Below are 22,822 nucleotides of genomic sequence, written 5' to 3' on the forward strand. Positions count from 1 at the left end.
TGTTGCTTCTTATTTGGCTAATTGTTATAAGGATCTATACAATTATTTATTTTTATTATTATTGATTTTTTCAGTGTATAGAACTTGCTCTTTATAGTGCTTCTTAATTGGAAAGTTATGTGTACCTGTCCCGTTCTTGAATTTTTTATCAATGGGGTTCTTTAGAGGAACTGTTGTAGTTTCAGTAAATTCATATGGGTAATTTATTTTAGATTTATCTTCAAACATGAAAATGCCTCCTTTTAGGATCTCCTAAATTCTTTACTATAACATGATATGCATATAGATTTTTTTTGGACTAGTTATTTATATAGGTTAATGGAATTTAATTACATAACCACTGAAACATTTTAAAGGAAAACAATTTGAGAAGAAATGGTAAGGATAGCTGTTAGCTCCTATTGTTGTTTTTTTGTTTGACAGCACAGTGAATTATGCATATAAATTCAATATAGATTGTTTTTATAATATGGTTTATATGGGGTTTTCCTGATAATATAATGTGGGATATTATAGTGTTATTAGGTTATTAGGAACATTTAATGCTGTTTCATAACTGAAAGGAAATTGAAAAAAAACTGAAACTTTTCTCATAAAAATTCAATCTAACTTGAAAAATGAAAGGAAAATGAAATTTTCCAAAAGATATTCTTTGTTAAGATAAAAAGCATACATACAAAAAGTATTGACATATCTTAAAAATGTATTTTCAAGATATAGTGGGGGAAAAGATGAGATTAGAAAAACAATTAATAAAAAAGGTGTATTATGAAACATTCCTAATGGAAAATGAAACAAAACCAACTCTTGACGTACTTGGACAAGCTTATGTAAACGAAGAAAAAAATCAGATTTCTGATGGGTCTTATATTCGTTTTGCACAAGGTGAATTTTATTATCGTCATCAAGATTTTGAAGCAGCTATTTTTAAATGGGAGAAGGTTAGTAATGAATTAGCACCATGGGCACAAAAAAATATTGCGGATGCTTATTTCGAACTTAATCAATTATCATTTGCTGAAAATATTTATACTTCCGTTACTACTGATAATAAAATATTGATGACCGAAATTAGATTACAATTACTTTCTCTTTACATTGAGCAAAATAATTTTGACTCAGCTTTCGGTGTTATTAAAGAAGCAGTTTCTTTAAATCCTGATTATCCGAATGTCACAAAAATTGCCCGTTCCTTTTATGAGGAACAGCAAGATTTTGATAGTGCAGTAGAGCTTGCTGTGAATGAGTTAATTCGAATAGAATCGTATCCGTGGTTTGAGGTGTTAAAAGGATATATCGATAAAGGGTTTACTAAACATATTTCACCAGACTATTTTTATGATGCATTAGCTACATTAAATAATGTAGATCAAGTACAATTTACACAAATGGTTTCATCACTTTGGAACAGTTATAAAGATGAACAAAATTATTTATTATGGCTTAATACAATAAATGAATTTTTCTTACATATTGAAATACATTCGTCCGATATATGGAACAAAGTTTCTGCTCTTTACGAAGAAACGTACTTTGCATTAATTCAAGGTCAATATACGCTTAGACAATTAAACGATATCATACCAAATCTGTTAGCAAATTGGTTAAAGGTAGTCAATCCATCTTATGCTGTATTTCCATCTGCAGCTGTATTGGCATGGGATGAGATTTTCCCTTCCAAAATAGATTCAGCAAATATAGAACATGCGGAAAATTTACTGTCACATTCTATTAATCATGTAAATGGCTTAGAGTACAGCTTACATCTTTTTGAATCTATTACACAATGGGCACAAAAGCACAATATAGAAATAGGTCACCGATTTAAATGGCTAGTTGACGAGCTCGCAGATTTAAGAACAAATCGTATTTTAGTAACGGGAACTTCAGGAAACGGAAAAACTACATTTATTAACTCTATATTAGGAGAAAATATATTAGAAAAATCAATTTCAAATGTAGTAGTTTTAAAAAATGATGCTCATATAGAAATAAACGCCATAACAGACTCAGCAATTACAACAACGGAAGATGTCTCTGATTACCATAATATGATGTCTCAGCACCATCAAACATATAGAGATAGAGCGTGTGTTGAATTTAAATTACCATGCAGATTTTTAAATGAAAATAAACTTACATTTGTAGTGACACCTGGCTTTAATAGGAATAACGACACTAGAGATGAGATATTCGAATATTTAAATTCTATAGACGAATTACTATTCGTATTGAATGCGGATTCACCTTTTACTGATAAAGAACGTGACATTCTATTAAGTATTCAAGAACATACGCCAAATTTACAAATTCATTTCTTATTAAATAAAATCGATAACATTTACAGTGAAGCAGAAGTAAAAAGGGTATTACATGATACGGCAGCGAGAATAAACACATATTTCCCACATGCGAGAATTTTCCCTTATTCTTCGTTATATACAAGTAGTCAACAATTAAATGATTTAACTGAGTTTATTCATTTTAACTTTAATCATAAACATATCGATGCAGAACGTACTGAAAAGTTATTATATTTCATTCGAAAAACAATTACATATCTTTTGGATAAACGTGTTGAGAAAGAAAACAATCTAGTGGATGCTATTAATTGGAATGAAGATATGCTAGTGAAACTAAACGGTAGCATTAATAACCTTACTGCATTTGAGAGGGAAAAAATTCATTTCATTACACAATCATATCGTTCAATGAAGACTGAAATTACGAATGATCTTACTGAAAATATCCCGAAGATATTAAAGAGTTGTTCTAATATAATTAGTGAAGAAAGTGATTTCGGGCACATGGATACGGAACTAAATAAAGCAATGAATGAAAGAGTGCATAAATATTTAGAACAAACTGTACTACCTAATCTTGCTCTTTCTATGCAAAATTGGATTGCAACTTCTAATAATGAGCTTCTTCAAAGCCAAACGTATTTAGAAGAACTTAGTGAAGGGCTTAATTCACTATTTGGAGAAAATAGAATACAGTTAGAATCTGACTTTAAAGTGCTTGATGACTGGCGCAGAGATACTGACAGGATGACGACTAGAATACAAATGGATGAAGTAAATATTTTACGTCGATTTACGCCAGCACAATTTTTACTGAAAAGTGCCGGTAAATTATTTGGAGTTCTTCCTAAAAATAAATCTATGCTATATAACAAATACAAACAGTATGTAGAAAATGAAGATTATACTGAGGTAACGGCTTCTATTATGAAGAAATTTTTCTTGCAATTTGAGCTGTTTGAAAACACACAAGAGCGAGATATTAATATATTCTTTAGGAATCCATTTAACTCCTTAAAGCAAGCTGTAGAAAACACGCATTTAGAAATACAAGAAAAACAAGAGATATTACATAAGATGAAATCAAATCCTGAAATCTATCATGATTCTATCATGCTCTTTGAATTGAGATTGCGTCAATGTGAAGTAATTTTAAATATAGGTAATGATAATACCTATACGGATGTAGCTTTAGAAACAAGCGTAGAATAAAAGTAAAAGGGAGCAACTGTAATAAGTTGCTCCTTTTTCATATATAGATTATTTTTCTGTTTCTTTAATTTTAGTTTGTACTTCGCCAGTTTTAATTTTATTGCTTTCTGAGAAGCGTAATAAATCGCCTTCAATAATTTTGTCAGACATTCGTAATTCATTTTGTGCACGTTTAATGAGGGCTTGAGCTTCTTTTTTTGGTAAATCTACAATTTCACCTGTTATACGGTCGTAGAAAGTGTTGTTTTTGTATGCATACTTATCTGTAATGAAGCTACCATCACGTAAAACAACAAAGCCAGTATATTCATCTGAAAACATATCATGGCCAAAACGAATATCATTCGTAGAATCAACACCTAATAAATTTAGAATAGTAGGTTTCATATCGATTTGTCCAGTAGGCTTTGAAATAGTTTGACCTTCTGTTTGTCCAGGAATATGAATATATAAAGGTGTACGTTGTAAATTTAAAGTATCAAATTCTGTTATTTGATCTTTTTCTAAAAACTGTGCCATTGCACGATTATGTTTTTCGGAAATACCATAATGATCACCGTATAACACAATAATAGAATCATCGTAAAGCCCCTCGGCCTTTAGACGTTCAATAAATTTTTTAATTGATTCGTCTAAGTAACGTGCTGTTACGATGTAACGATCAAATACGCCATTACCAGAGTTGTATGGTTCAATGAATTTTGTATCTTCATCATACGTAAATGGATAATGGTTTGTTAAAGTAAGGAAACGAGCATAGAATGGTTGATTAACAGTTTTTAATATATCTACTGATTGATCAAAGTATTCGATATCTTTTAATCCCCAATTTAAATTTGTTTCTGGTGTAATTTTGTAATCAAGCTCATTATAGTAACGATCATAACCAAGAGCAGAGTACATAATATTACGATTCCAAAATGTTGCGTTATTCGCATGGAATACAGAAGTGAAATAACCTTGCTGACGTAAAATTTCTGGAGTTGCAGTATAATCATTGTTACCGTGTGTGAAGAATACAGCCCCTCGATTTAATGGATACAACGACGTATCGATTAGAAATTCAGAATCGGATGTTTTCCCTTGACCAGTTTGATGGAAAAAGTTATCAAAGTAATAACTTTCATTTATGAATTCATTTAGGAATGGTGTAACTTCTTGCCCATTGACTGATGCGCCTATTAAGAAGGTTTGCAAGGATTCAAGAGTGACGACAATTACATTTTTTCCTTTCGCTGCACCAAACATATTAGGGTTTGGCTCGCTTTGGTTTGCTTTTACGTAGTTTTCAGTTTCTTGTAATTTACTACTATCAGCAAGCGCTTTTTGTGAACCGGCTTTTACTTGCAGTGTTAAGTCATATACTTGGTGAGTATATAGGCCTAAATTTTTGACAAGCATTACTCGGTCGAATGATCTCGTTAATAATTCAGGGCGCTCTTTTTCTGCAAGATGTAGATTCGCAAAGAATACACCAATTGTTAAAAGAAAGTATAACAAGCGTGTAGAATGAGTTACACGTTCGGTTTTAAAGACCAATGATTTCTTTTTTAATAAAATAAAGAAGAAAACAATGTCTACGAATGCGAGTATAATTTTGTAGTTTAATATTTCTATAATACTGCCGCCTAATTGTCCAAAGTTTGAGGTTTGTCCAAGTACTGGTAATGTAACGAAATCACTATAAAAATCATAGAACATTACATTTCCAACGAGTACGATTGTTAATAAGAAATTAATACATAGCGCTATATAATTTCGCTTTTCACCAGTTGAAAATAATGCTAATCCAACAAATGCTAATGATGCGGCTAGAGGACTAATAAACAAAATAAGCTCTTGCGTTGAAGACTCGATTTTTAAATCAAAACTGAATCGCGTAATAAGATATGTTTTTAACCATACTGCTAAAGCCATTATTATAACAAAGCTTATATTTTGCATTTGTAAATTTATTTTATTCTTCATTTTTACACCTTCTTTATACAATTTATTTAACTGAAGTTATATATTATGTTTTTATAACTATTAGAGTGTAATGAACCATTTAGACTCTGTTTTCTAAAGGGAATAATTTGAAGTATTCATATACATACAATGGGGATTTTTAAAGCGTAGTAGCATAAATATAACTCTTTTTGAGAAACGGACAGAACAAGTCATAGTTGTAGTGAAATTGACTTATAGACATCCTACCATATTAAACACTATGATGATGTTACAAAATATCGAACAAATGAAAGTGAAAATGGATAGGGACTTTTAAAACTGTTGACATTCAATTTATTAGAATTGAATACCAACAGTTTTAAATATGTAGTTATATTACATATGTATCTTGTAAAATTCCGATTTTTTGTCGGTTAATCATTAGCCGGGAAGGATAGGAGGGCTTATTAATATATTTTTACTATATAAGTAAAGTGTTTTGAAATTAGGAATATTTGACTAGAATCTTAATGATAGAAATTAAATGTCAGATAAGTACTTTCCAACATACAGACCACTTGCAGCTGCTTGAGATAATGAGTGCGTAACGCCTGAACAATCTCCAATTAAAAATAGCCCATGTATACTAGTTTCAAAATGATTATTAATTTTTATCGTAGGAGCATAGAACTTTCCATCAATTCCATATAGTAAAGTATGTTGATCAATAGGTTCTTGTATAAATTGTTCTAAACGTAATAAAAATTCTTTGAGCCCTTCAATATATAATTGAGGAATTTCTTGATTCAAATCTCCATAATCCCCCTGTAGTGTAGGCTGTATACGGCTATGTTCCATGCTGTTTTCCGCTGTAGGTTGTTTCTTTAGTAAGTCCTCTAAGCGCTGTATAACAACCCGATCTCGTCCTTGGTTAATGCCTTTAATAATTGAACTTGCGTATACATTTGCTTCTTTGAGAGTTGGAAAATAGCGAGGAATAAATAAAGTGAAATTTAAATTAGAAGTGCCAGTTCCTTGCTCTCGAAAATTTTGACCGTCAGGCATAACTAAACCTTCTTCGTACTTTCGAATGATGCGTCCTTTTGGATTCATACAGTAAGTAGTTGCTGTGAAATGCTCACCTTGATAAGAAAGTTTTGTTTCAAAAGTATCTTTTAATATAGAACGTAATTGATGTTCTTTCATTTCTACTCTAATTCCTAAATCTACACGTGTTTGCTCCTGAGAAATATTTAGGGAACTGCACATTTCTTTTAACCAATCGGCCCCAGAGCGCCCAGTTGCAAATACTAGTTGCTTAGTTTGAACTGTTCCTTGATTTGTATCTATTGTAAAATGATCTTCCTGTTTCAGAATATGTTGTACATCTATATGAAATTGGATCTTTATTTTCGTCAGTAAAAATTCATAGAGCTGCTGAAAAATGTTACTGGAAAGTGTAGTACCAAGATGTCTTACTTCTGTTGTTAGCATTTGTAAACCACACGCTTCAGCTCTCTTAGTGAGACTTGAATTTTCAGTAGAATATTTTGAAACCGAACTTCCACCAAACTGACATAGAATTTCATCTACTTCAGCCATGAGTTGTATAAAACCCTCTTTACCGACTTTTTTCTCAAGTTCTCCGCCAAATCCGTTTGTATAATTAAATTTCCCTTCAGATTTGCCTAAACCACCAAACCCGAAATATTTATCACATGTAGTACAATTACACACTTTTCCTTCGTCTAAAGGACAATGGCGATCTTCTAGCGCTTTACCTTTATCAAGAATTAAAACTTTTTTGTTACTTTTAGCTAGTGAATAAGCCATAAAAATGCTACTTACTCCAGCGCCGATAATCGTAATATCATACATATTCTTCCACCTGCTAACGAATAGTTTGTTTTTTATTTTTCTAGTGTATAACAATTTTATGAAGTTAAGAAATAGCTTTTATTAATAAAGTGGGAGTTTTTGAACTTGATGCTTTATTAATTTCTACGAGTGGTGGAGTAAATACAAAAATTTTTATTTGAAAGAAGAAACAGTTAAAAAAATAACTATGTCATATGATTAATAACATCTTACATAGAAAAAAACAGACCTTTTAAGTGAAGAGGTCTGTTAATGATTTTAAATCTTATTTAGCAAACACATGATTACCAATTACTGCTACTGTTTGACGTGTCGTAATCCACTTGTCCGTTGATGTTTTTGGATTGTAGAAATAAATCCAGTCTGAATCTACTCCATTTGTGGAGATAGCCTCTTCTACAGCCATTTTTGCTTCTGCACTTGCAGGTTGATTAATTCTTCCATCTGTAATAGGAGTAAATGCATATCCGTATTTAATAGGTTCATAAATAACGCCTGTTATTGTATTTGGAAAACCTTTTGCATTTACACGATTTAGTATAACTTTGGCTACTGCTACTTTTCCTTTATAGGATTCGCCACCTGCTTCAGCGGTAACTAAGCGTGCCATTAAGTCTTTTTCTTTTTGTGAAATACTTGAGTTGATTTTTAAATGTTGTCCTGTATAAAGCTTGTTTCCGACTGTATTGTTCATTTGTTTTATAGATTGGACAGTGACATTGTAACGCTTTGCTATCGTTTCTAATGAATCTCCCGGTTGTACTTGATAAATAATTTGTTCAGAAATGTTCGCAGGCTTGGCATTTTGAGGAACAGTGATTTCATTTGATTTCACGGACCCTGGAATATGTAACTGTTCGCCAATAAAGGTTTTATCGTTTCCTTTATTATTAGCCTGTTTAATGGATTGTATTGAAACTCCGTATTGTTTACTAATGCCCCAAAGTGTATCGTTCTTTTTTACTGTATGAATGGTAGAAGCTTCAGCTGTACTTTGACTACATACGAATGTAATTGCGGCCGCAGATAAAGGAATTATATGTTTTATTTTTAGTAATTTCATTGTAAATCCTCCTAAGAAAAAATTAAGGTGAAACGATTAAGTAATGTAGTTTGGAATGTGTATATGCGTAATATATTAATGTAAGTATATTAGCACATATAAAATAAATAATCACTATAAGTTTCATATTCGTTTAGTGTAGAGTCAGAATATGAAATATTGCATATGAAAATACATTGAAGTTCATATTTCTGATTACTATAATCTATTTAGTAGAAAGGGAATACGTTATAGAATTAATCATTATAGATTAATATAATGATTAATAATTATTAATAGGAGGATTGATGTAATGAAAATATTTCAAAAAATGTGTGCGTCAACTGTAATCATTACAACACTTTTAGGAACAGGAGGCACTATCAATAGTGTATATGCTGATTCTATAGAACAGCAGAGTAAATTAGGGATAGAACAAGAAACAGATAAGCAAATCATTGTAAAATTTAAAGCGGATTTGGATTTGCCATATGAAGATGGTATTGAAAAACGAATACAATCTCAAACGAATGATAAAGTAATAAAAGATCTTTTGACAGAATATCCAGATGTAACATTTACTCGTTTATTCACATCTGTAAGCCCGGAACAAATACAAAACCTTGAAGTGAAAGCACCTAATCATGTATCTACAAGTTTATTAAACTACTATATTCTTCAAAATCAAAATAGTGGGTATGAAGAAATAGTAGATAAGTTAAAGGCATCTTCTTTAATAGAAGATGCGTATATGAAGAAACAAGAGAAAATAATGCCACCTGAAGTGCAATCATCAAGTGTAGCTCTTAATCCTAATAACAATCCTAGATTTAAAAAACAAGGTTATCTTAAAGCAGCCCCATACGGTATTAATGCGCCTTTCGCCTGGGGAATTCAAGGCGGTAATGGAAATGGTATTACTTTTGTTGATATGGAATACGGATGGCTATTAAATCATGAGGATTTATTACATCAAAATATTGAATTAATGTCTGGAAGAAATATAAATCAGCATGTCGGTCATGGGACGTCTGTACTAGGAATTGTATCCTCTGAGGACAATGAAGTCGGGAATATTGGGATTGCGCCAAAAGCGAAAGCAAAGGTTATCTCTCAAATAAGAGATAACGGACAGTATAATACGGCTGATGCAATATTAAGCGCTGTAAATGAGTTAGAAGCTGGGGATGTTTTATTATTAGAGGCGCAAGCATCCTTTGATGGATATGGTGATCAATATTTACCTGTTGAAGTACAACCAGATATTTTTGATGCAATTCGTGCTGGTACAGATAAGGGAATTGTAATTATAGAGGCTGGAGCAAATGGGTGGAATGATTTAGATCAGTTCAAAGATAGAAAAGGTAAGCAAGTCTTAAATCGTAATAGTAAAGATTTTAAAGATTCGGGTGCAATTATGGTAGGAGCTAGCTCTTCATCTTTCCCTCATGAACGTATGTGGTTTTCGAATTATGGAAGCCGTATTGATGTGTACGGATGGGGAGAAAATGTAGATACAACTACAGCCGAGCAAAGTAGAAGTGCTGTAAATCTTTATACTTCAAGCTTTAGCGGAACATCTAGTGCCTCGCCAATTATTGCTGGGGCAGCCACTTTAGTACAAAGCATTGCTAAAGAAAATTTAGGACAACCATATAGACCAAGTGAACTAAGAGCAATATTAAGCAACCAGAGCACAGGAACAAAATCTAAAGATCCATATGCAGATAAAATTGGTGTTTTACCAGATTTGAAGTCTATACTAGTAAACTTAGGTTATGAACAAAGAAAACCAAACGGTGGGAATGAGTTACAAGTAACAGAAAATGAACCAAACAATGAGCCTAGACAGGCAAATAAAGTTAACTTTCATACACCGGTGAAAGGAACGCTACATAATAGTGATAGAGTAGATGTATTTACTTTCCAAATTGACTCACCGGAAAATATTAATATTTCTCTACTAAATGAACAAAATATCGGAATGACATGGGTACTTCATCATGAATCAGATTTAAATAACTATGTAGCATATGGTGAAAATGAAGGAAATGTAGTTAAAGGAACTTATAATGCAAAGCCAGGGAAATATTATTTATACGTCTATAAATATGAGAATAAAGATGGTTCATATGTATTGAACATAAAATAAGCAAAAGGAACTTCAGATGAAGTTCCTTTAAATTTTTCTAATTTAGTATATGTGAATGATTTTTTAACTTTACTTCTATGCAATATTTCATATTGATGAAATGTTATTTATTTTTTATGAACTAGCTTATATTATATTCAATAAGTTTGATGTAAAAACAGAAAAAGTGAGGGATAATAATGAGCAATAAGAAGTTAATTTTGAAATTATTCATATGTAGTACAATATTTATCACATTTGTATTTGCTTTACATGATAAGAGAGTAGTTGCAGCTAGCTCTGTTAATGAGCTTGAAAATTGGTCAAAATGGATGCAACCTATACCTGATAATATCCCGTTAGCACGAATTTCAATTCCAGGAACACACGATAGTGGGACGTTCAAGTTGCAAAATCCGATTAAGCAAGTGTGGGGAATGACGCAAGAATATGATTTTCGCTATCAAATGGACCATGGAGCTCGCATTTTTGATATAAGAGGACGTTTAACAGATGATAATACGATAGTTCTTCATCATGGGCCATTATATCTTTACGTAACACTGCATGAATTCATAAATGAAGCGAAACAATTTTTAAAAGATAACCCGAGTGAAACAATTATTATGTCTTTAAAAAAAGAGTATGAGGATATGAAAGGGGCAGAAGGTTCATTTAGTAGTACGTTTGAAAAAAATTATTTTGTTGATCCTATCTTTTTAAAAACAGAAGGAAATATAAAACTTGGAGATGCTCGTGGGAAAATTGTACTACTAAAAAGATATAGTGGTAGTAATGAATCTGGAGGATATAATAATTTTTATTGGCCAGATAATGAGACGTTTACCACAACTGTAAACCAAAATGTAAATGTAACAGTACAAGATAAATATAAAGTGAATTATGATGAGAAAGTAAAATCTATTAAAGATACGATGGATGAAACGATGAACAATAGCGAGGATTTAAATCATCTATATATTAATTTTACAAGCTTGTCTTCTGGTGGTACAGCATGGAATAGTCCGTATTACTATGCCTCTTATATAAATCCTGAAATTGCAAACTATATAAAACAAAAGAATCCTTTGAGAGTGGGCTGGGTAATTCAAGACTACATAAATGAAAAGTGGTCACCATTATTGTATCAAGAAGTTATAAGAGCGAATAAGTCATTAATAAAAGAATAAAGATGATGAGAGTAAGAAGCGATAAAATATATCGCTTCTTTTTCTTTTCCAATAACCAACAATAGAAATTGTACTTTTATAATAGAAAAAAATAAAAACATAAGATATAATCATACATATAAAATTTGTACCTATAAATTTTATATGTATGATTGAATTTGATTTGTTGTAATGAAATGGAGGTATATACTATGAAGTTTCCACATGATTTTTTATTCGGAGCTGCTTCAGCTTCTTATCAAGTAGAAGGTGCATGGAATGAAGATGGAAAAGGTGTTACGAATTGGGACGAGTTTTCAAAAATTCCTGGCAAAACATACAATGGAACAAATGGTGATGTAGCTGTTGATCATTATCATCGATATAAGGAAGATGTTCGCTTAATGGCTGAGATGGGATTAGAATCGTATCGTTTTTCTATTTCTTGGGCGAGAATATTGTCGACTGGAGATGGAAAGGTAAATGAAAAAGGGATTGAATTTTATAACAACTTAATTGATGAATGTTTAAAATACGGGATTGTGCCGTTTGTCACTTTATATCATTGGGATTTACCATTACCGTTAGAAAAAGATGGTGGATGGACGAATAAAAGAACAGCAGAGGCTTTCGTAAAATATGCAGAAACTTGTTTTAAGGCATTTGGTGACAGAGTTAAGCATTGGATTACTTTTAATGAGACAGTAATGTTTTGTGGATTAGGTTATTTAAAAGGTGCACATCCACCAGGAATCCAAAATGATGTTCCAAAGTATTTTCAAGCGACTCATTATGTATTTTATGCACATGCGAAAACAGTTGCGGTGTACAAGCAGCTGAAACAATATGGTGAGATTGGGATTACACATGTTTTCTTACCTGCTTATAGTGTGGATGATCAAAAAGAAAATATACAAGCAGCAAATCATGCGAATGAATATGAAACGTATTGGTATTATGATCCACTTTTAAAGGGCGAGTATCCGTCTTATGTTGTACAACAATTAAAGGAAAAAGGATGGACTCCTAATTGGACGGTTGAAGAATTAGAAATCATTAAACAAAATGCAGAAGAAAATGATTTTATTGGCTTGAATTATTATCAACCAATACGAGTAGAAAGATACGATATGGATATAAAGAGTGAGGAACATTCTCGAGAAAACTCAACGCTTGCTCCAGGTAACCCTTCTTTTGATGGTTTTTATCGAACAGTTAAAATGGATGATAAAACATATACAAAATGGGGATGGGAAATATCTCCCGAAGGTTTCTTAGAGGGATTGCATATGTTGAAAGCGCGTTACGGTGACGTAAAGATGTATGTAACGGAAAATGGACTTGGTGATGAAGATCCAATCATTGACGGAGAAATTGTAGATGTTCCGAGAATTAAATTTATTGAAGCGCATTTAAAAGTAATGAAGCGTGCAATTGAAGAGGGAATTAACTTAAAAGGTTATTATGCATGGTCAGTGATTGATCTTTTAAGTTGGTTAAATGGATATAAAAAGCAATATGGCTTTATTTTTGTCGATCATAATGATAACTTAAAACGTAAGAAGAAACTTTCGTTTCATTGGTATAAATGTGTGATCGAAACGAGAGGGGAAGAGTTATAATAGATAAAAGAGTATTTTAGGAGAAAGTGTATGAGTGCAAAGTATAAACAAATTGCAGATGTGTTAGAGCAAAACATTCGAGATGGGCTTTTTAATGAAACGAAAAAACTACCTACAGAAGAAGCGTTGATGAATCGATTTGAAGTAAGCCGTAATACGATACGTAAAGTAATTAGTCAGCTTGTGAATAGAGGTTATATTTTTCAAGTGCAAGGTAGTGGCATGTTTTTACGCGAAACTTCTGTAACAGATTACATTAATTTAGGAAGTTTACGTGGATTAACGAAAAATCTTGTTTCACAAAATATTGAAACGAAAGTGTTAGAGCTGGAAGTAATAGATGCGGACGAAGAGATAGCAAAGCGGATGCAATGCGAAGCTGGAACTAGGTTGTATTTTTTGAAGCGCTTAAGAATTGTAGATGCTAAACCATTCTCTATTGAAGTAAGTTATTTCAAAAAGGATATTATTCCATATTTGAACGAAGAAATAGCATTAAGCTCTGTATACAGTTATTTCATTGAAGATTTACGATTAAATATTGGTTTTGCTGATAAAGTTATTAGTTGTGAAAAAGTAAATAAAGAAAATGCACAGCTTTTAGAATTAAATGAAGGTGATCCGGCGCTTCTTATTGAAAATACAGTGTATCTTGTAAATGGAACAATTTTTGAGTTATCTCAGTCGATGTTTCATTATGAAAAGGCGAAACTTTTAAATCGAATTAATTTTAAATGAAAAATTATCGTGTGAAAAAAGCAACTGGTCCTAAGTGATCAGTTGCTTTTTATTTTTTAAGTGGATGAGCAAAAAAACACGAAAGTGGTTGGTCCGCTTTTTGCAAACATCTATTATGATAAGAGAAGAAAGGTAGTATGTTATCAACGTTTTAAAGAGGAAGGTTTTTATGTAAGTTCTTTAATTAAAATAGATAGGTCTTAGAGAGGTGAAAAGACAATGAGTTTTGCAATTTCACTAGTCGTTATTATTGTAATTGTATCGCTATTTGGGACTGTACTAGTTGCAAGAAACGTGGAGGAGAATTACGGTAAGTCTACAAAAAGAAATGTGAAAAACTTATCTGCAATCTATATTCTTCTTCTTTTTGTTCTACTGGCCGGGGTAACATGGTATGCGGTAATGATTTGATAGTTTGTAAAAGAACTGGAAATGAGAGTATGAAGTTGGAATTTCAGAAGCTATTGAGTAATCAGAAAGAGAACCATTTTGGATATATCCATTTACGGATAAGAAAATGTGACTAATTAATACTATTTTTACGGTGAATACTGTTAGTAAAAAATGAGGATAGTTCGTTTTGAAAGGAGGAAACTAGATGGAATGGAAACCAAATCGTGCAGATAAGACACCTGTATATAAACAAATTGCTGATTATATTGAAAGAGGCATTTCTTCAGGTGAATTTCCTTCTGATAGTAAGTTACCTTCTGAGCGTATATTGGCAAAGGAATTACAGGTGAACCGGAGTACAATAGTAGCTGCGTATGAAGAATTAAAATCACTTGGAGTAGTAGAACGGCAAAAGGGAAGCGGAACACGGGTTAATACAGACATATGGGGTGTCTCACATAAACGAATACCGAACTGGGGTAGGTACGTGGAGGATGGATCGTTCTTACCTAACGTACCACTCGTTCAACAAATTCGAACGGAAACACAAAAAGATGATTTAATTAATTTAGCGAGTGGTGAACTGTCACCAGAATTAATTCCGAGTGATAGATTTCGAACAATTTTGGCGGAGAAAACATTTATGGAAAATCTCGGCTATGACCATCCACTTGGAAATGAGATGTTGAGAAAAACAATTGCAGCACATGTTCAGCAATATAAACAAATTGAAGCAGATTCAAGCTCTATTCTTATTACGTCTGGAGCACAACAGGCGCTTAATCTTATCGTTCAATGTTTATTAAAACCTGGCGATGCGATTGCGATTGAAGATCCGTCATATTGTTTTTCGCTTCCAATGTTTAAATCGGCCGGTTTAAACATATTTCATTTACCTGTTGATGAGCATGGAATGAATCCAGATGACTTAATCGATTTGCACAAAAAGCATCGCATTCGTATGGTATTTTTGAATCCAGATTATCAAAATCCAACAGGTACTGTGCTTTCATTAGCGAGACGTAAAAAAATTTTAGAACTGTCTTCTGAGTTCGGTATACCAATTGTAGAAGATGATCCGTATAGTTTAATTTCTTTTAATGGAGAAGTGAACCCGACATTAAAATCAATGGACCAAAATGGAAATGTTCTTTATATAAGTTCATTATCAAAAATTGTTGCATCAGGATTACGTATTGGATGGATAATTGGTCCTACACGTGTAATTGAGCGTTTAGCAGATGCAAAGCAACAAGTTGATTTTGGCCATAGTGTATTTACGCAGTGGGTAGCAAATCAATTTTTAGAATCAAAGGATTTTCATACACATATTACGATACTTCGTGGACAATTGAAGCAAAGAAGAGATGAATTAATTGCAGAGCTTGAAGGAACATTGGGAGACCGAGTTGAATGTTTCGTGCCAGAGGGTGGAATACATGTATGGTGTAAAGTGAAAGGAAAGTTTGATGAATATCACTTATTAGGTGAATCTATACGGAATGGTGTCGCATTTGTTCCGGGCAGTGTTTTAGGTTCGAAAAATGAATATATACGATTTACGTTTGGTAGAGCGAATATAGAACAAATTCAACTTGGAATTAAACGGTTTGCCGACACGCTAAATGAAATTTCATAATATGGATGTGTGATAGTGAAATGAGGGAAAGAAATGAAGTACGTGATGCTTTTACTTCAAGTAGGCGTGCTATATATATTTAGCTTAGTGGGTACGTGGATTCAGGAAATATTCCATCTATCAATACCGGGAAGTTTAATAGGGATGTTAATGCTGTTCCTGCTCCTTTCCACTCGCATTTTACCGTTAAAATGGTTTGAGTTAGGTGCGGAAAAGTTAATCGTATTTTTACCGTTATTTTTAATCCCTTCGACAACAGGGCTGATGGAATACGGGTCTTTTCTTTTAAGTAAGGGGAGTATTATATTCCTTTTAGTAGTTGCAAGTACTGTAGTAACTTTGATTGTTTCAGGGTATATAAGTCAATTATTAATAACAACAAAAAAATAAAATCGACAAGGTGCACGATTCAAATGGTCTTAATTATTATTACTGTAGCAATTTATTTCTTGGCGACAAAGCTATATAAAAAATTTACGTTTGCATTTACGTTACCGGTGTTAACAGTTACGGCAATTATGATTTGTTTATTTTTGATTTTTGGTATTTCTCATCATGAGTATAGGGAAAATGGAGGAGACATTCTTTCAAGCTTATTGAGCCCTGCAATTGTAGCATTAGCCATACCTCTATTTAAAGAGCGAAAGATACTTATGAAAAATTTTTTATCGATACTTATTGGAGTAGTAATAGGTATAGTGGCTGTAACGGGTATGAATGTAGTGATTGGCGGAATTTTAAATATAGATAAGGAACTTATATTAACTACTTTACCACAGTTAGCAACGATGCCTATTGCCTTATCATTAGCGGATCAAATTGGTGGTATTCCATCTATGACTTCTAGTTTTGTAGTTGTTGCAGGAATAACAGGTGCTATTATCGGACCAACAGTACTTAAGCTTTTCAGTATAACAAGTACGATTGGAAAAGGAGTTGGAATGGGCTGTGCATCACATATTATCGGTGTGAGCCGTTTAGTGAAGGAAGGCGAGAAAGAAGCGACTATCGGTTCGGTAACGATGATTGTAACTGGAATACTCATTAGTATACTAATACCGTATGGAACGAAATTTATTTTTTAAATGTAATGGAGATGATAACAATGACAACATGGTTTATAGTTACATTATTTGTTTTTGGAGCTATTAAAGTATTAGTTTCTAGCATGCCCACTTCTGTTGTAGAATCAATTATTAGTAAATTTGAATTGCATCAAAAGCTTGAGGCGGAAAATACTTCTATATCGATAGATGGAAAAAATATAGAGGGAGAAATGAAACTACAAGTTATTCATGAATTTAATGAGGCTTTGTTTTTAGATAAACATTATTTCCCGCCGCACGGAGAAGGGACACCAATAGTCATTGATACGAAGAAAGGGAATAAAGAGATTAGGTTTTCTCTATATAGCTATGAGGAACATGTTGATGTCATTAAGCAATATAAGAAGAAAGTCGTTGCCTATCGTTTACGCTCTAAAAGCCTTCAAACACTGGCACCATTAGCAATAATGGAAGAGTATGCTTAAGAAGGGACCTATAATGGTCTCTTTATTTTTTTATCCAATTATATACGTTCCAAATAAAAGAATAAAAAATCATATAACCAAATAAAGAATATGTATGGTTCCAATTCGCACTATGTACAAATAAACCTAAACTTTCAGCAATCTGTTCAAAAAGGCTAGCGCAAATACCGATCGAAATAATAAATAGAATTCTAGAAACTTTAGATAATTTTTTTGAAATGTGTATAAAGATAACTGTTAAAATCGGCAGTACGAACAATGTAAAAGCTATATTAACTAAAAATGTGGATGAGAAGGGTCTAGCTGGAAAGGAATATATTTGTTTATGAACAAAAAAAGCATCTAAACAAGTTCCAATAATAGAAGAGAGAAAGATTGTAACTACTAATGCTAGAAACTCATTCTTCTTCTCGGAGGAGGACATTTTTCTTTGCGAGAATTGCGAGTTCAATTTTTTCGAGTGTTTTGCAGTAGTCTTCTGTAATTTGTCCATTTATATTTTCCTCCTTATCAACTAAGTAATTTACAACTTGCCAATCGGTAAACCAATCTTCACTGTCAACTTCTTCATGCTTCATATCTCGCCATGCATAGACGAGTGAAGGACTGTATATACGATAAGCGCCACTTCGCAACTGGCATTTTTTTATTCGGCGCTTATAAAACTCACGGGAAAAAGATTCATTTACACTTGAAAATAAATGGGGCCAGTAATCTTTCCTTGAGCCTGTATGCGGATGATGTTGGGCCCAGCTTATTATTTGAGATAAAACATGTGTATCTCGAAATAATAATGAATACAATCTTTTTCCAATTAATATGCGTTCATGTAAGGAAGTGAAATGTTTCATTGTATCACCAAATAGTAATACTTTTTGTTTTTTATCATTTTCGTAGAATGGGAAAAGGATATGATTAAACTGAAAGAAATCAAAGAGTTTAAATCCAATACTATTTAGTACAGTCTTTTTAAATTGTACATTTTGAATCACTCTTTTTTCTAAGTAGTTTTGTTCATTAACAATAGTTGCAATCGCTAATGTTTTTTTGTTGCCTGTTTTCCAAAAATCGTTCCACATCGTTTCCATAAATGTAGAAACATTTAGGTGAGGGAGAAGGTGAAATAACTTTTGTGATCTCTTTACACTTTGTTCGTAAAGTAAAAATTGAGGGTATACATCTTGGAAAATAAGCCAATTCCCTCTTTCTAAAAAAGAAAAAAATATGAATTGATCTTTCTCTGATAAAATTCTCGTATATAAATCGCCCTTTAAATCAGTCATATTCCAACCGCCGTTACGTGATACCATATGCCCAAGCAGTGCCCAATGTATTTCTGGATATTGAATGTAAAATTGGTAGTATGCGCGTGTTCTTGTAACATTATTTTTATTTAGCTGTTCTGTTTGTATTTTTATTTTGTTGATGATGAGTTGCTCTTCTTTCGTTAATTTATACATGGTATCAGAAGGAATAAGTTTGCTTTTTTGTTTCAATTCATTTTTTACATCGAATAGGGAGAGAGGCAGTGCTTTGGAAGGTCCGTTATATGTATGATATGAATTGTGTCGGTCCATTCCGTTACCTCCCTTTTTCATAAATTTAAACATGATTATTGGCTATGAATCATTCTATTTATTTTATTACGAGTATAAGAAATAAATGAGCGGTGTTTTTTTACAAGGAATTTATTTATCATGCAAACAGTATAAAAAATCTTACTGTTGTGAGGTGAAATGAAAAACAGAAACTAAGTTTAATAGTTTCTGTTTTTTTATTTTGTCAATTAAATGTAACAAACGACGATTATGATTTGAATCAATTGAAAATAATTCAATAAATATTATTTAAATTGAGATGTTTCGTAGGAGGAAAAGGAATGTTAAATAAAATAATTTTAATTACTGGTGGTACAGGTTCGTGGGGGCATGAACTTATAAAACAACTATTAGAAAAATCACCGAAAGAAATTAGAGTTTTTTCAAGAAATGAAACGGTCCAGTTTGAAATGCAGCAACAGTTTATAAATGATGATAGGTTAAAATTTATTATTGGAGATATTCGTGATAAAGATCAACTAGTCTATGCTTGCCAAGGTGTACATTATGTGTTCCATCTTGCAGCTTTAAAACATGTTCCAGTATGTGAGTATTATCCTTATGAAGCTATAAAAACCAATATACATGGTACGCAAAATGTAATTGAAGCCTCTATACAGATGCAAGTTGAAAAAGTTATATATGTTTCAACGGATAAAGCAGCTGATCCATCAAATACGTATGGGATGACAAAAGCAATTGGTGAAAAATTAATGGTTCATGCGAATATACAAACGAAGAAAACAAAATTCATTTGTGTTCGTGGTGGAAATGTTTTAGGAACGAGTGGAAGTGTAGTACCGCTTTTTAAACAACAAATTAAAAGATCTTCACAAGTAGGGATTACCGATGCGAATATGACTAGATTTTTCTTAACAGTTGAAGATGCTGTTGGGTTGTTATTTAAAGCCGTATCTCAAGGTAGAGGCGGGGAAATCTTTGTTATGAAAATGCCGGCATGTAAAATAACAGATTTAGCAGAATTGTTAATTGAATATTCAGGAAAAGAAAATGTTAAGGTAAAAGAGGTAGGGATAAGACCGGGTGAAAAATTAAGTGAAATGCTTCTATCTGAGGTAGAGAGTAAAACAAGTATAAGTTTTGATCAAAATTATTTTGTGGTACTACCGACTATTCCTATTGAAGGACTTCAAGAATATTATGCTAGCTATCCGCTAGTGGATGTGAAGAGTTTTAGTTCTCAACAAGACTTGCTTGCAAAACATGAGGTGAAACAAATGCTATTAAAAGGAGGGTTTTTGCGATGAAAAAAAATGCGAGCCTTTTAATAACTGGTGCAAATGGTTTCACAGGACGCCATGCTTGCCAATATTTTTTAGAGCAGGGCTTTCATGTAATTCCTATGTTTCAAAATCGTGCACATAGAGAAAAAATTAGAAATGGTATTACTTGTAATTTAACTAATAAGAGCGAAGTAATGAAGGTAATGAAACAAATAAAGCCAGACTACGTATTGCATTTAGCAGGAAGGAATTCGGTTATAGAATCTTGGACAGCTGCTCTTGAGTATATAGAGATTAATGTAATAGGAACGTTATATTTATTAGAAGCAATTAAGCAAGAAGCCTCGCATTGTAGAACATTAGTTATAGGATCTGCTTTGCAAGCAGATAGTATGAACGAAATAAAAATTTCAAATCCATATAGTTTAAGTAAAACGATGCAAGTCATTATTGCAGAGGCTTGGGGAGGATTAATGGATTCAAATATTATCATTGCAAAGCCCTCAAACTTAATTGGTCCAGGGGAATCGAATGGCATTTGTTCGATTCTCGCAAAGAAAATGTTAGATATAGAATCAGGTAGAAGTAAATCCATTATTGAAGTAAACAGTTTGAAAGATAGTAGAGATTTTCTAGATGTACGTGATGCGATTAAAGCGTATCATGTGTTATTACGAGATGGAATAAATGGAAAACAATATAATATCGGATCAGGAGTAAAACGATCTTTATTAAATGTACTAGAACAATATAAAGAATTAACACAGCTAAATTTTTTTATAGAGGAAACAGAGAAAAATGGGAGCGACTCAAATGAGAGTTTAGCAATAGAGGAAATAAAAAGGTTAGGTTGGATCCCAGAAATTGAATTTCATCAATCATTAAAAGATGTACTTGAGTATGCGAAGTGTAGTGACATCTGCATGCAATGAAAAACAAAAAAGGGTGTAAGAAATATATGAATGATTATGAAATAATAGATAATCAAAATACGCTATTTCTTTCAATTGTTGATACGTTGGATTGGAGAGATGAAGAAGCGCATGTATTGCATCTTTATGAGGCAATACATAAATATCAAGCGTATGTAGAAGAAAAAAGGGTTAATCAAATAAAGTCAGCATTAGAGACGGAAACTAGATATGTGATTCAAATCTTTGCTCAATACGAGTGTAGTGAGTATGGAAATGATTTTTATGAACTCATTAACGATCTTTTACAAGATATAGAGGTGGAGTTAAAGATTTATATAAAAAATAATAAGTTTATTTACATTTAAAAGGTAAAGAGAAAGCTAGATTTTTAATAATAAAGGTGGGTATAAGTTATGAGCAAAACGATTCTTTTTACTGGGGGCGGTACAGCTGGACACGTTATGATTAATATTGTATTAATTCCTAAATTTATAGAGAAAGGCTGGAGAGTCGAGTATATTGGATCAAAAAATGGAATTGAAAAATCATTAGTGCAAAATGTTAAATACAATAGTGTTTCAACGGGCAAGCTTAGGAGATATTGGGATTGGGAAAATTTTAAAGATCCTTTTAAAATTATACGAGGTTGTTTACAAAGTTATAAATTAATTAAGAAAACAAAGCCTGACGTTATCTTTTCAGCAGGAGGATTTGTTTCAGTTCCTGTAGCTATAGGAGCATGGTTAAATCGTGTGCCTATAATTATACGTGAACCAGATAGCACATTAGGACTTGCCAATAAAATAGCATTACCTTTTGCTACAAAGCTATGCACAACATTTCCTCAGACAGGAGAAAATGTAAGTAATGAGAAGAAGGTTTATGTAGGACCAATTGTAAGGGAAGAAATTGAGAAGGGTAACGTATTACGAGGAAGAAGATATTGTGAATTTCAGCAAGATAAACCAGTATTATTAATTATGGGTGGGAGTCAAGGTGCTAAGTGGATAAATGATATGGTAAGGGAATGTTTAGATACAATACTATTAAACTTTAATATTATTCATATATGTGGTAAAGGAAAGGTAGACCCATCTATTGGCATGGAGGGGTATATGCAATTTGAATATATAGGCGACGAGTTGCCGCATATACTAAATATGGCAAGTGTTGTAGTTTCCAGAGCGGGTTCTACTGCTATTTCTGAATTGTTATTTTTGAAGAAACCGATGTTGCTTATCCCGTTAACTAACAGTTCCAGTAGGGGAGATCAAGTTTTAAATGCTGAATATTTTTCACGGCAAGGATATGCTGAAGTTATACTCCAAGACAGAGTAAGTACGAATACATTTATACATGCAGTAAATAAGTTGTATACAAATAAGGAGAAATATATTCAAAACATGAATGGATATAAGAAAACAAATGATGAGGGAATTCATCAAATAATAGATATAATAAATGAAGTGGTGAAGTAAT

The 22,822-nt window shown here is 32.4% G+C and carries 20 protein-coding genes; 14 read left to right on the plus strand and 6 right to left on the minus strand.

The window, feature by feature from the left end:
- Positions 1–42: 42 nt before the first annotated feature.
- Positions 43–228: a hypothetical protein gene (locus ATL10_RS16960; protein WP_000461138.1), complete on the minus strand. Its 186-nt coding sequence runs from the start codon at positions 226–228 to the stop codon at positions 43–45.
- A gap of 503 nt (positions 229–731) precedes the next feature.
- Between ATL10_RS16960 and ATL10_RS16965 the strand changes: the two genes are divergently transcribed.
- The gene (locus ATL10_RS16965) at positions 732–3,515 is read left to right on the plus strand and encodes a dynamin family protein (RefSeq protein WP_110497172.1); all 2,784 of its coding nucleotides are present in this window, start codon (positions 732–734) and stop codon (positions 3,513–3,515) included.
- 48 nt (positions 3,516–3,563) lie between these two features.
- On the opposite strand, the gene ATL10_RS16970 is transcribed toward ATL10_RS16965, so the two are convergent.
- The 3 genes from ATL10_RS16970 to ATL10_RS16985 form a co-directional block, all read right to left on the minus strand.
- Positions 3,564–5,483, minus strand: coding sequence for an LTA synthase family protein (locus tag ATL10_RS16970; protein WP_000791039.1), 1,920 nt, complete (start codon positions 5,481–5,483; stop codon positions 3,564–3,566).
- Positions 5,484–5,984: 501 nt separating this feature from the next.
- The gene (locus tag ATL10_RS16980; RefSeq protein WP_000272120.1) at positions 5,985–7,322 is read right to left on the minus strand and encodes an NAD(P)/FAD-dependent oxidoreductase; all 1,338 of its coding nucleotides are present in this window, start codon (positions 7,320–7,322) and stop codon (positions 5,985–5,987) included.
- 265 nt (positions 7,323–7,587) lie between these two features.
- Positions 7,588–8,385, minus strand: a complete 798-nt coding sequence (locus tag ATL10_RS16985; RefSeq protein ID WP_090977230.1) for a cell wall hydrolase — start codon at positions 8,383–8,385, stop codon at positions 7,588–7,590.
- 292 nt (positions 8,386–8,677) lie between these two features.
- Here ATL10_RS16985 and ATL10_RS16990 point away from each other — a divergent pair, with 292 nt between their 5' ends.
- The 9 genes from ATL10_RS16990 to ATL10_RS17030 all read left to right on the plus strand — a co-directional run bounded on the left by ATL10_RS16990 (position 8,678) and on the right by ATL10_RS17030 (position 17,587).
- The gene (locus ATL10_RS16990; protein ID WP_110497174.1) at positions 8,678–10,516 is read left to right on the plus strand and encodes a S8 family peptidase; all 1,839 of its coding nucleotides are present in this window, start codon (positions 8,678–8,680) and stop codon (positions 10,514–10,516) included.
- Positions 10,517–10,695: 179 nt separating this feature from the next.
- Complete coding sequence (gene plcA / locus ATL10_RS16995; RefSeq protein ID WP_000066297.1) at positions 10,696–11,685, plus strand: phosphatidylinositol diacylglycerol-lyase; 990 nt, start codon at positions 10,696–10,698, stop codon at positions 11,683–11,685.
- A gap of 191 nt (positions 11,686–11,876) precedes the next feature.
- Positions 11,877–13,286 (plus strand): glycoside hydrolase family 1 protein, encoded by a 1,410-nt coding sequence (locus tag ATL10_RS17000; RefSeq protein WP_110497176.1) that lies wholly within the window; start codon positions 11,877–11,879, stop codon positions 13,284–13,286.
- A gap of 30 nt (positions 13,287–13,316) precedes the next feature.
- On the plus strand, positions 13,317–14,024 hold the full coding sequence (locus ATL10_RS17005) for a GntR family transcriptional regulator (protein ID WP_001274912.1): 708 nt from the start codon (positions 13,317–13,319) through the stop codon (positions 14,022–14,024).
- A gap of 219 nt (positions 14,025–14,243) precedes the next feature.
- On the plus strand, positions 14,244–14,435 hold the full coding sequence (locus ATL10_RS17010) for a hypothetical protein (RefSeq protein ID WP_000006458.1): 192 nt from the start codon (positions 14,244–14,246) through the stop codon (positions 14,433–14,435).
- A gap of 187 nt (positions 14,436–14,622) precedes the next feature.
- A complete protein-coding gene (pdxR, locus tag ATL10_RS17015) occupies positions 14,623–16,056 on the plus strand; it encodes a MocR-like pyridoxine biosynthesis transcription factor PdxR (protein ID WP_000454956.1) in 1,434 nt (477 codons plus the stop codon).
- 33 nt (positions 16,057–16,089) lie between these two features.
- Positions 16,090–16,446 carry a CidA/LrgA family holin-like protein gene (locus tag ATL10_RS17020; protein ID WP_000878380.1) on the plus strand — a complete coding sequence of 119 codons (357 nt, stop codon included), beginning with the start codon at positions 16,090–16,092 and terminating at the stop codon, positions 16,444–16,446.
- A 23-nt stretch (positions 16,447–16,469) separates the two neighbouring features.
- The gene (locus ATL10_RS17025; protein ID WP_074625419.1) at positions 16,470–17,141 is read left to right on the plus strand and encodes an LrgB family protein; all 672 of its coding nucleotides are present in this window, start codon (positions 16,470–16,472) and stop codon (positions 17,139–17,141) included.
- A gap of 20 nt (positions 17,142–17,161) precedes the next feature.
- On the plus strand, positions 17,162–17,587 hold the full coding sequence (locus tag ATL10_RS17030; RefSeq protein ID WP_000214633.1) for a YfmQ family protein: 426 nt from the start codon (positions 17,162–17,164) through the stop codon (positions 17,585–17,587).
- A 22-nt stretch (positions 17,588–17,609) separates the two neighbouring features.
- Here the strand turns inward: ATL10_RS17030 and ATL10_RS31905 are convergent, their stop codons facing one another.
- Together ATL10_RS31905 and ATL10_RS17040 are read right to left on the minus strand one after the other, a co-directional pair.
- Entirely contained in the window at positions 17,610–18,011 is a 402-nt protein-coding gene (locus ATL10_RS31905) for a CBO0543 family protein (RefSeq protein WP_015406501.1), read from the minus strand.
- A complete protein-coding gene (locus ATL10_RS17040; protein WP_090977236.1) occupies positions 17,986–19,164 on the minus strand; it encodes a DUF2515 domain-containing protein in 1,179 nt (392 codons plus the stop codon). The genes ATL10_RS31905 and ATL10_RS17040 overlap by 26 nt, the downstream gene beginning before the upstream one ends.
- A gap of 302 nt (positions 19,165–19,466) precedes the next feature.
- Here ATL10_RS17040 and ATL10_RS17045 point away from each other — a divergent pair, with 302 nt between their 5' ends.
- The 4 genes from ATL10_RS17045 to ATL10_RS17060 are packed head-to-tail and all read left to right on the plus strand — an operon-like array spanning position 19,467 to position 22,821.
- Positions 19,467–20,453, plus strand: a complete 987-nt coding sequence (locus tag ATL10_RS17045) for a UDP-N-acetylglucosamine 4,6-dehydratase family protein (protein WP_090977238.1) — start codon at positions 19,467–19,469, stop codon at positions 20,451–20,453.
- Positions 20,450–21,361: an SDR family oxidoreductase gene (locus tag ATL10_RS17050; RefSeq protein WP_088025022.1), complete on the plus strand. Its 912-nt coding sequence runs from the start codon at positions 20,450–20,452 to the stop codon at positions 21,359–21,361. Before ATL10_RS17045 ends, ATL10_RS17050 begins: the two co-directional genes overlap by 4 nt.
- Positions 21,358–21,708, plus strand: a complete 351-nt coding sequence (locus tag ATL10_RS17055; RefSeq protein ID WP_071713492.1) for a DUF6572 domain-containing protein — start codon at positions 21,358–21,360, stop codon at positions 21,706–21,708. The genes ATL10_RS17050 and ATL10_RS17055 overlap by 4 nt, the downstream gene beginning before the upstream one ends.
- A 48-nt stretch (positions 21,709–21,756) precedes the next feature.
- Positions 21,757–22,821 carry an undecaprenyldiphospho-muramoylpentapeptide beta-N-acetylglucosaminyltransferase gene (locus ATL10_RS17060; protein WP_053563777.1) on the plus strand — a complete coding sequence of 355 codons (1,065 nt, stop codon included), beginning with the start codon at positions 21,757–21,759 and terminating at the stop codon, positions 22,819–22,821.
- The last annotated feature ends 1 nt before the right edge of the window (position 22,822 follow it).

The organism is Bacillus sp. 196mf, from assembly GCF_003217275.1.
In the GTDB taxonomy this organism is placed as follows: Bacteria; Bacillota; Bacilli; order Bacillales; family Bacillaceae_G; genus Bacillus_A; species Bacillus_A thuringiensis_S.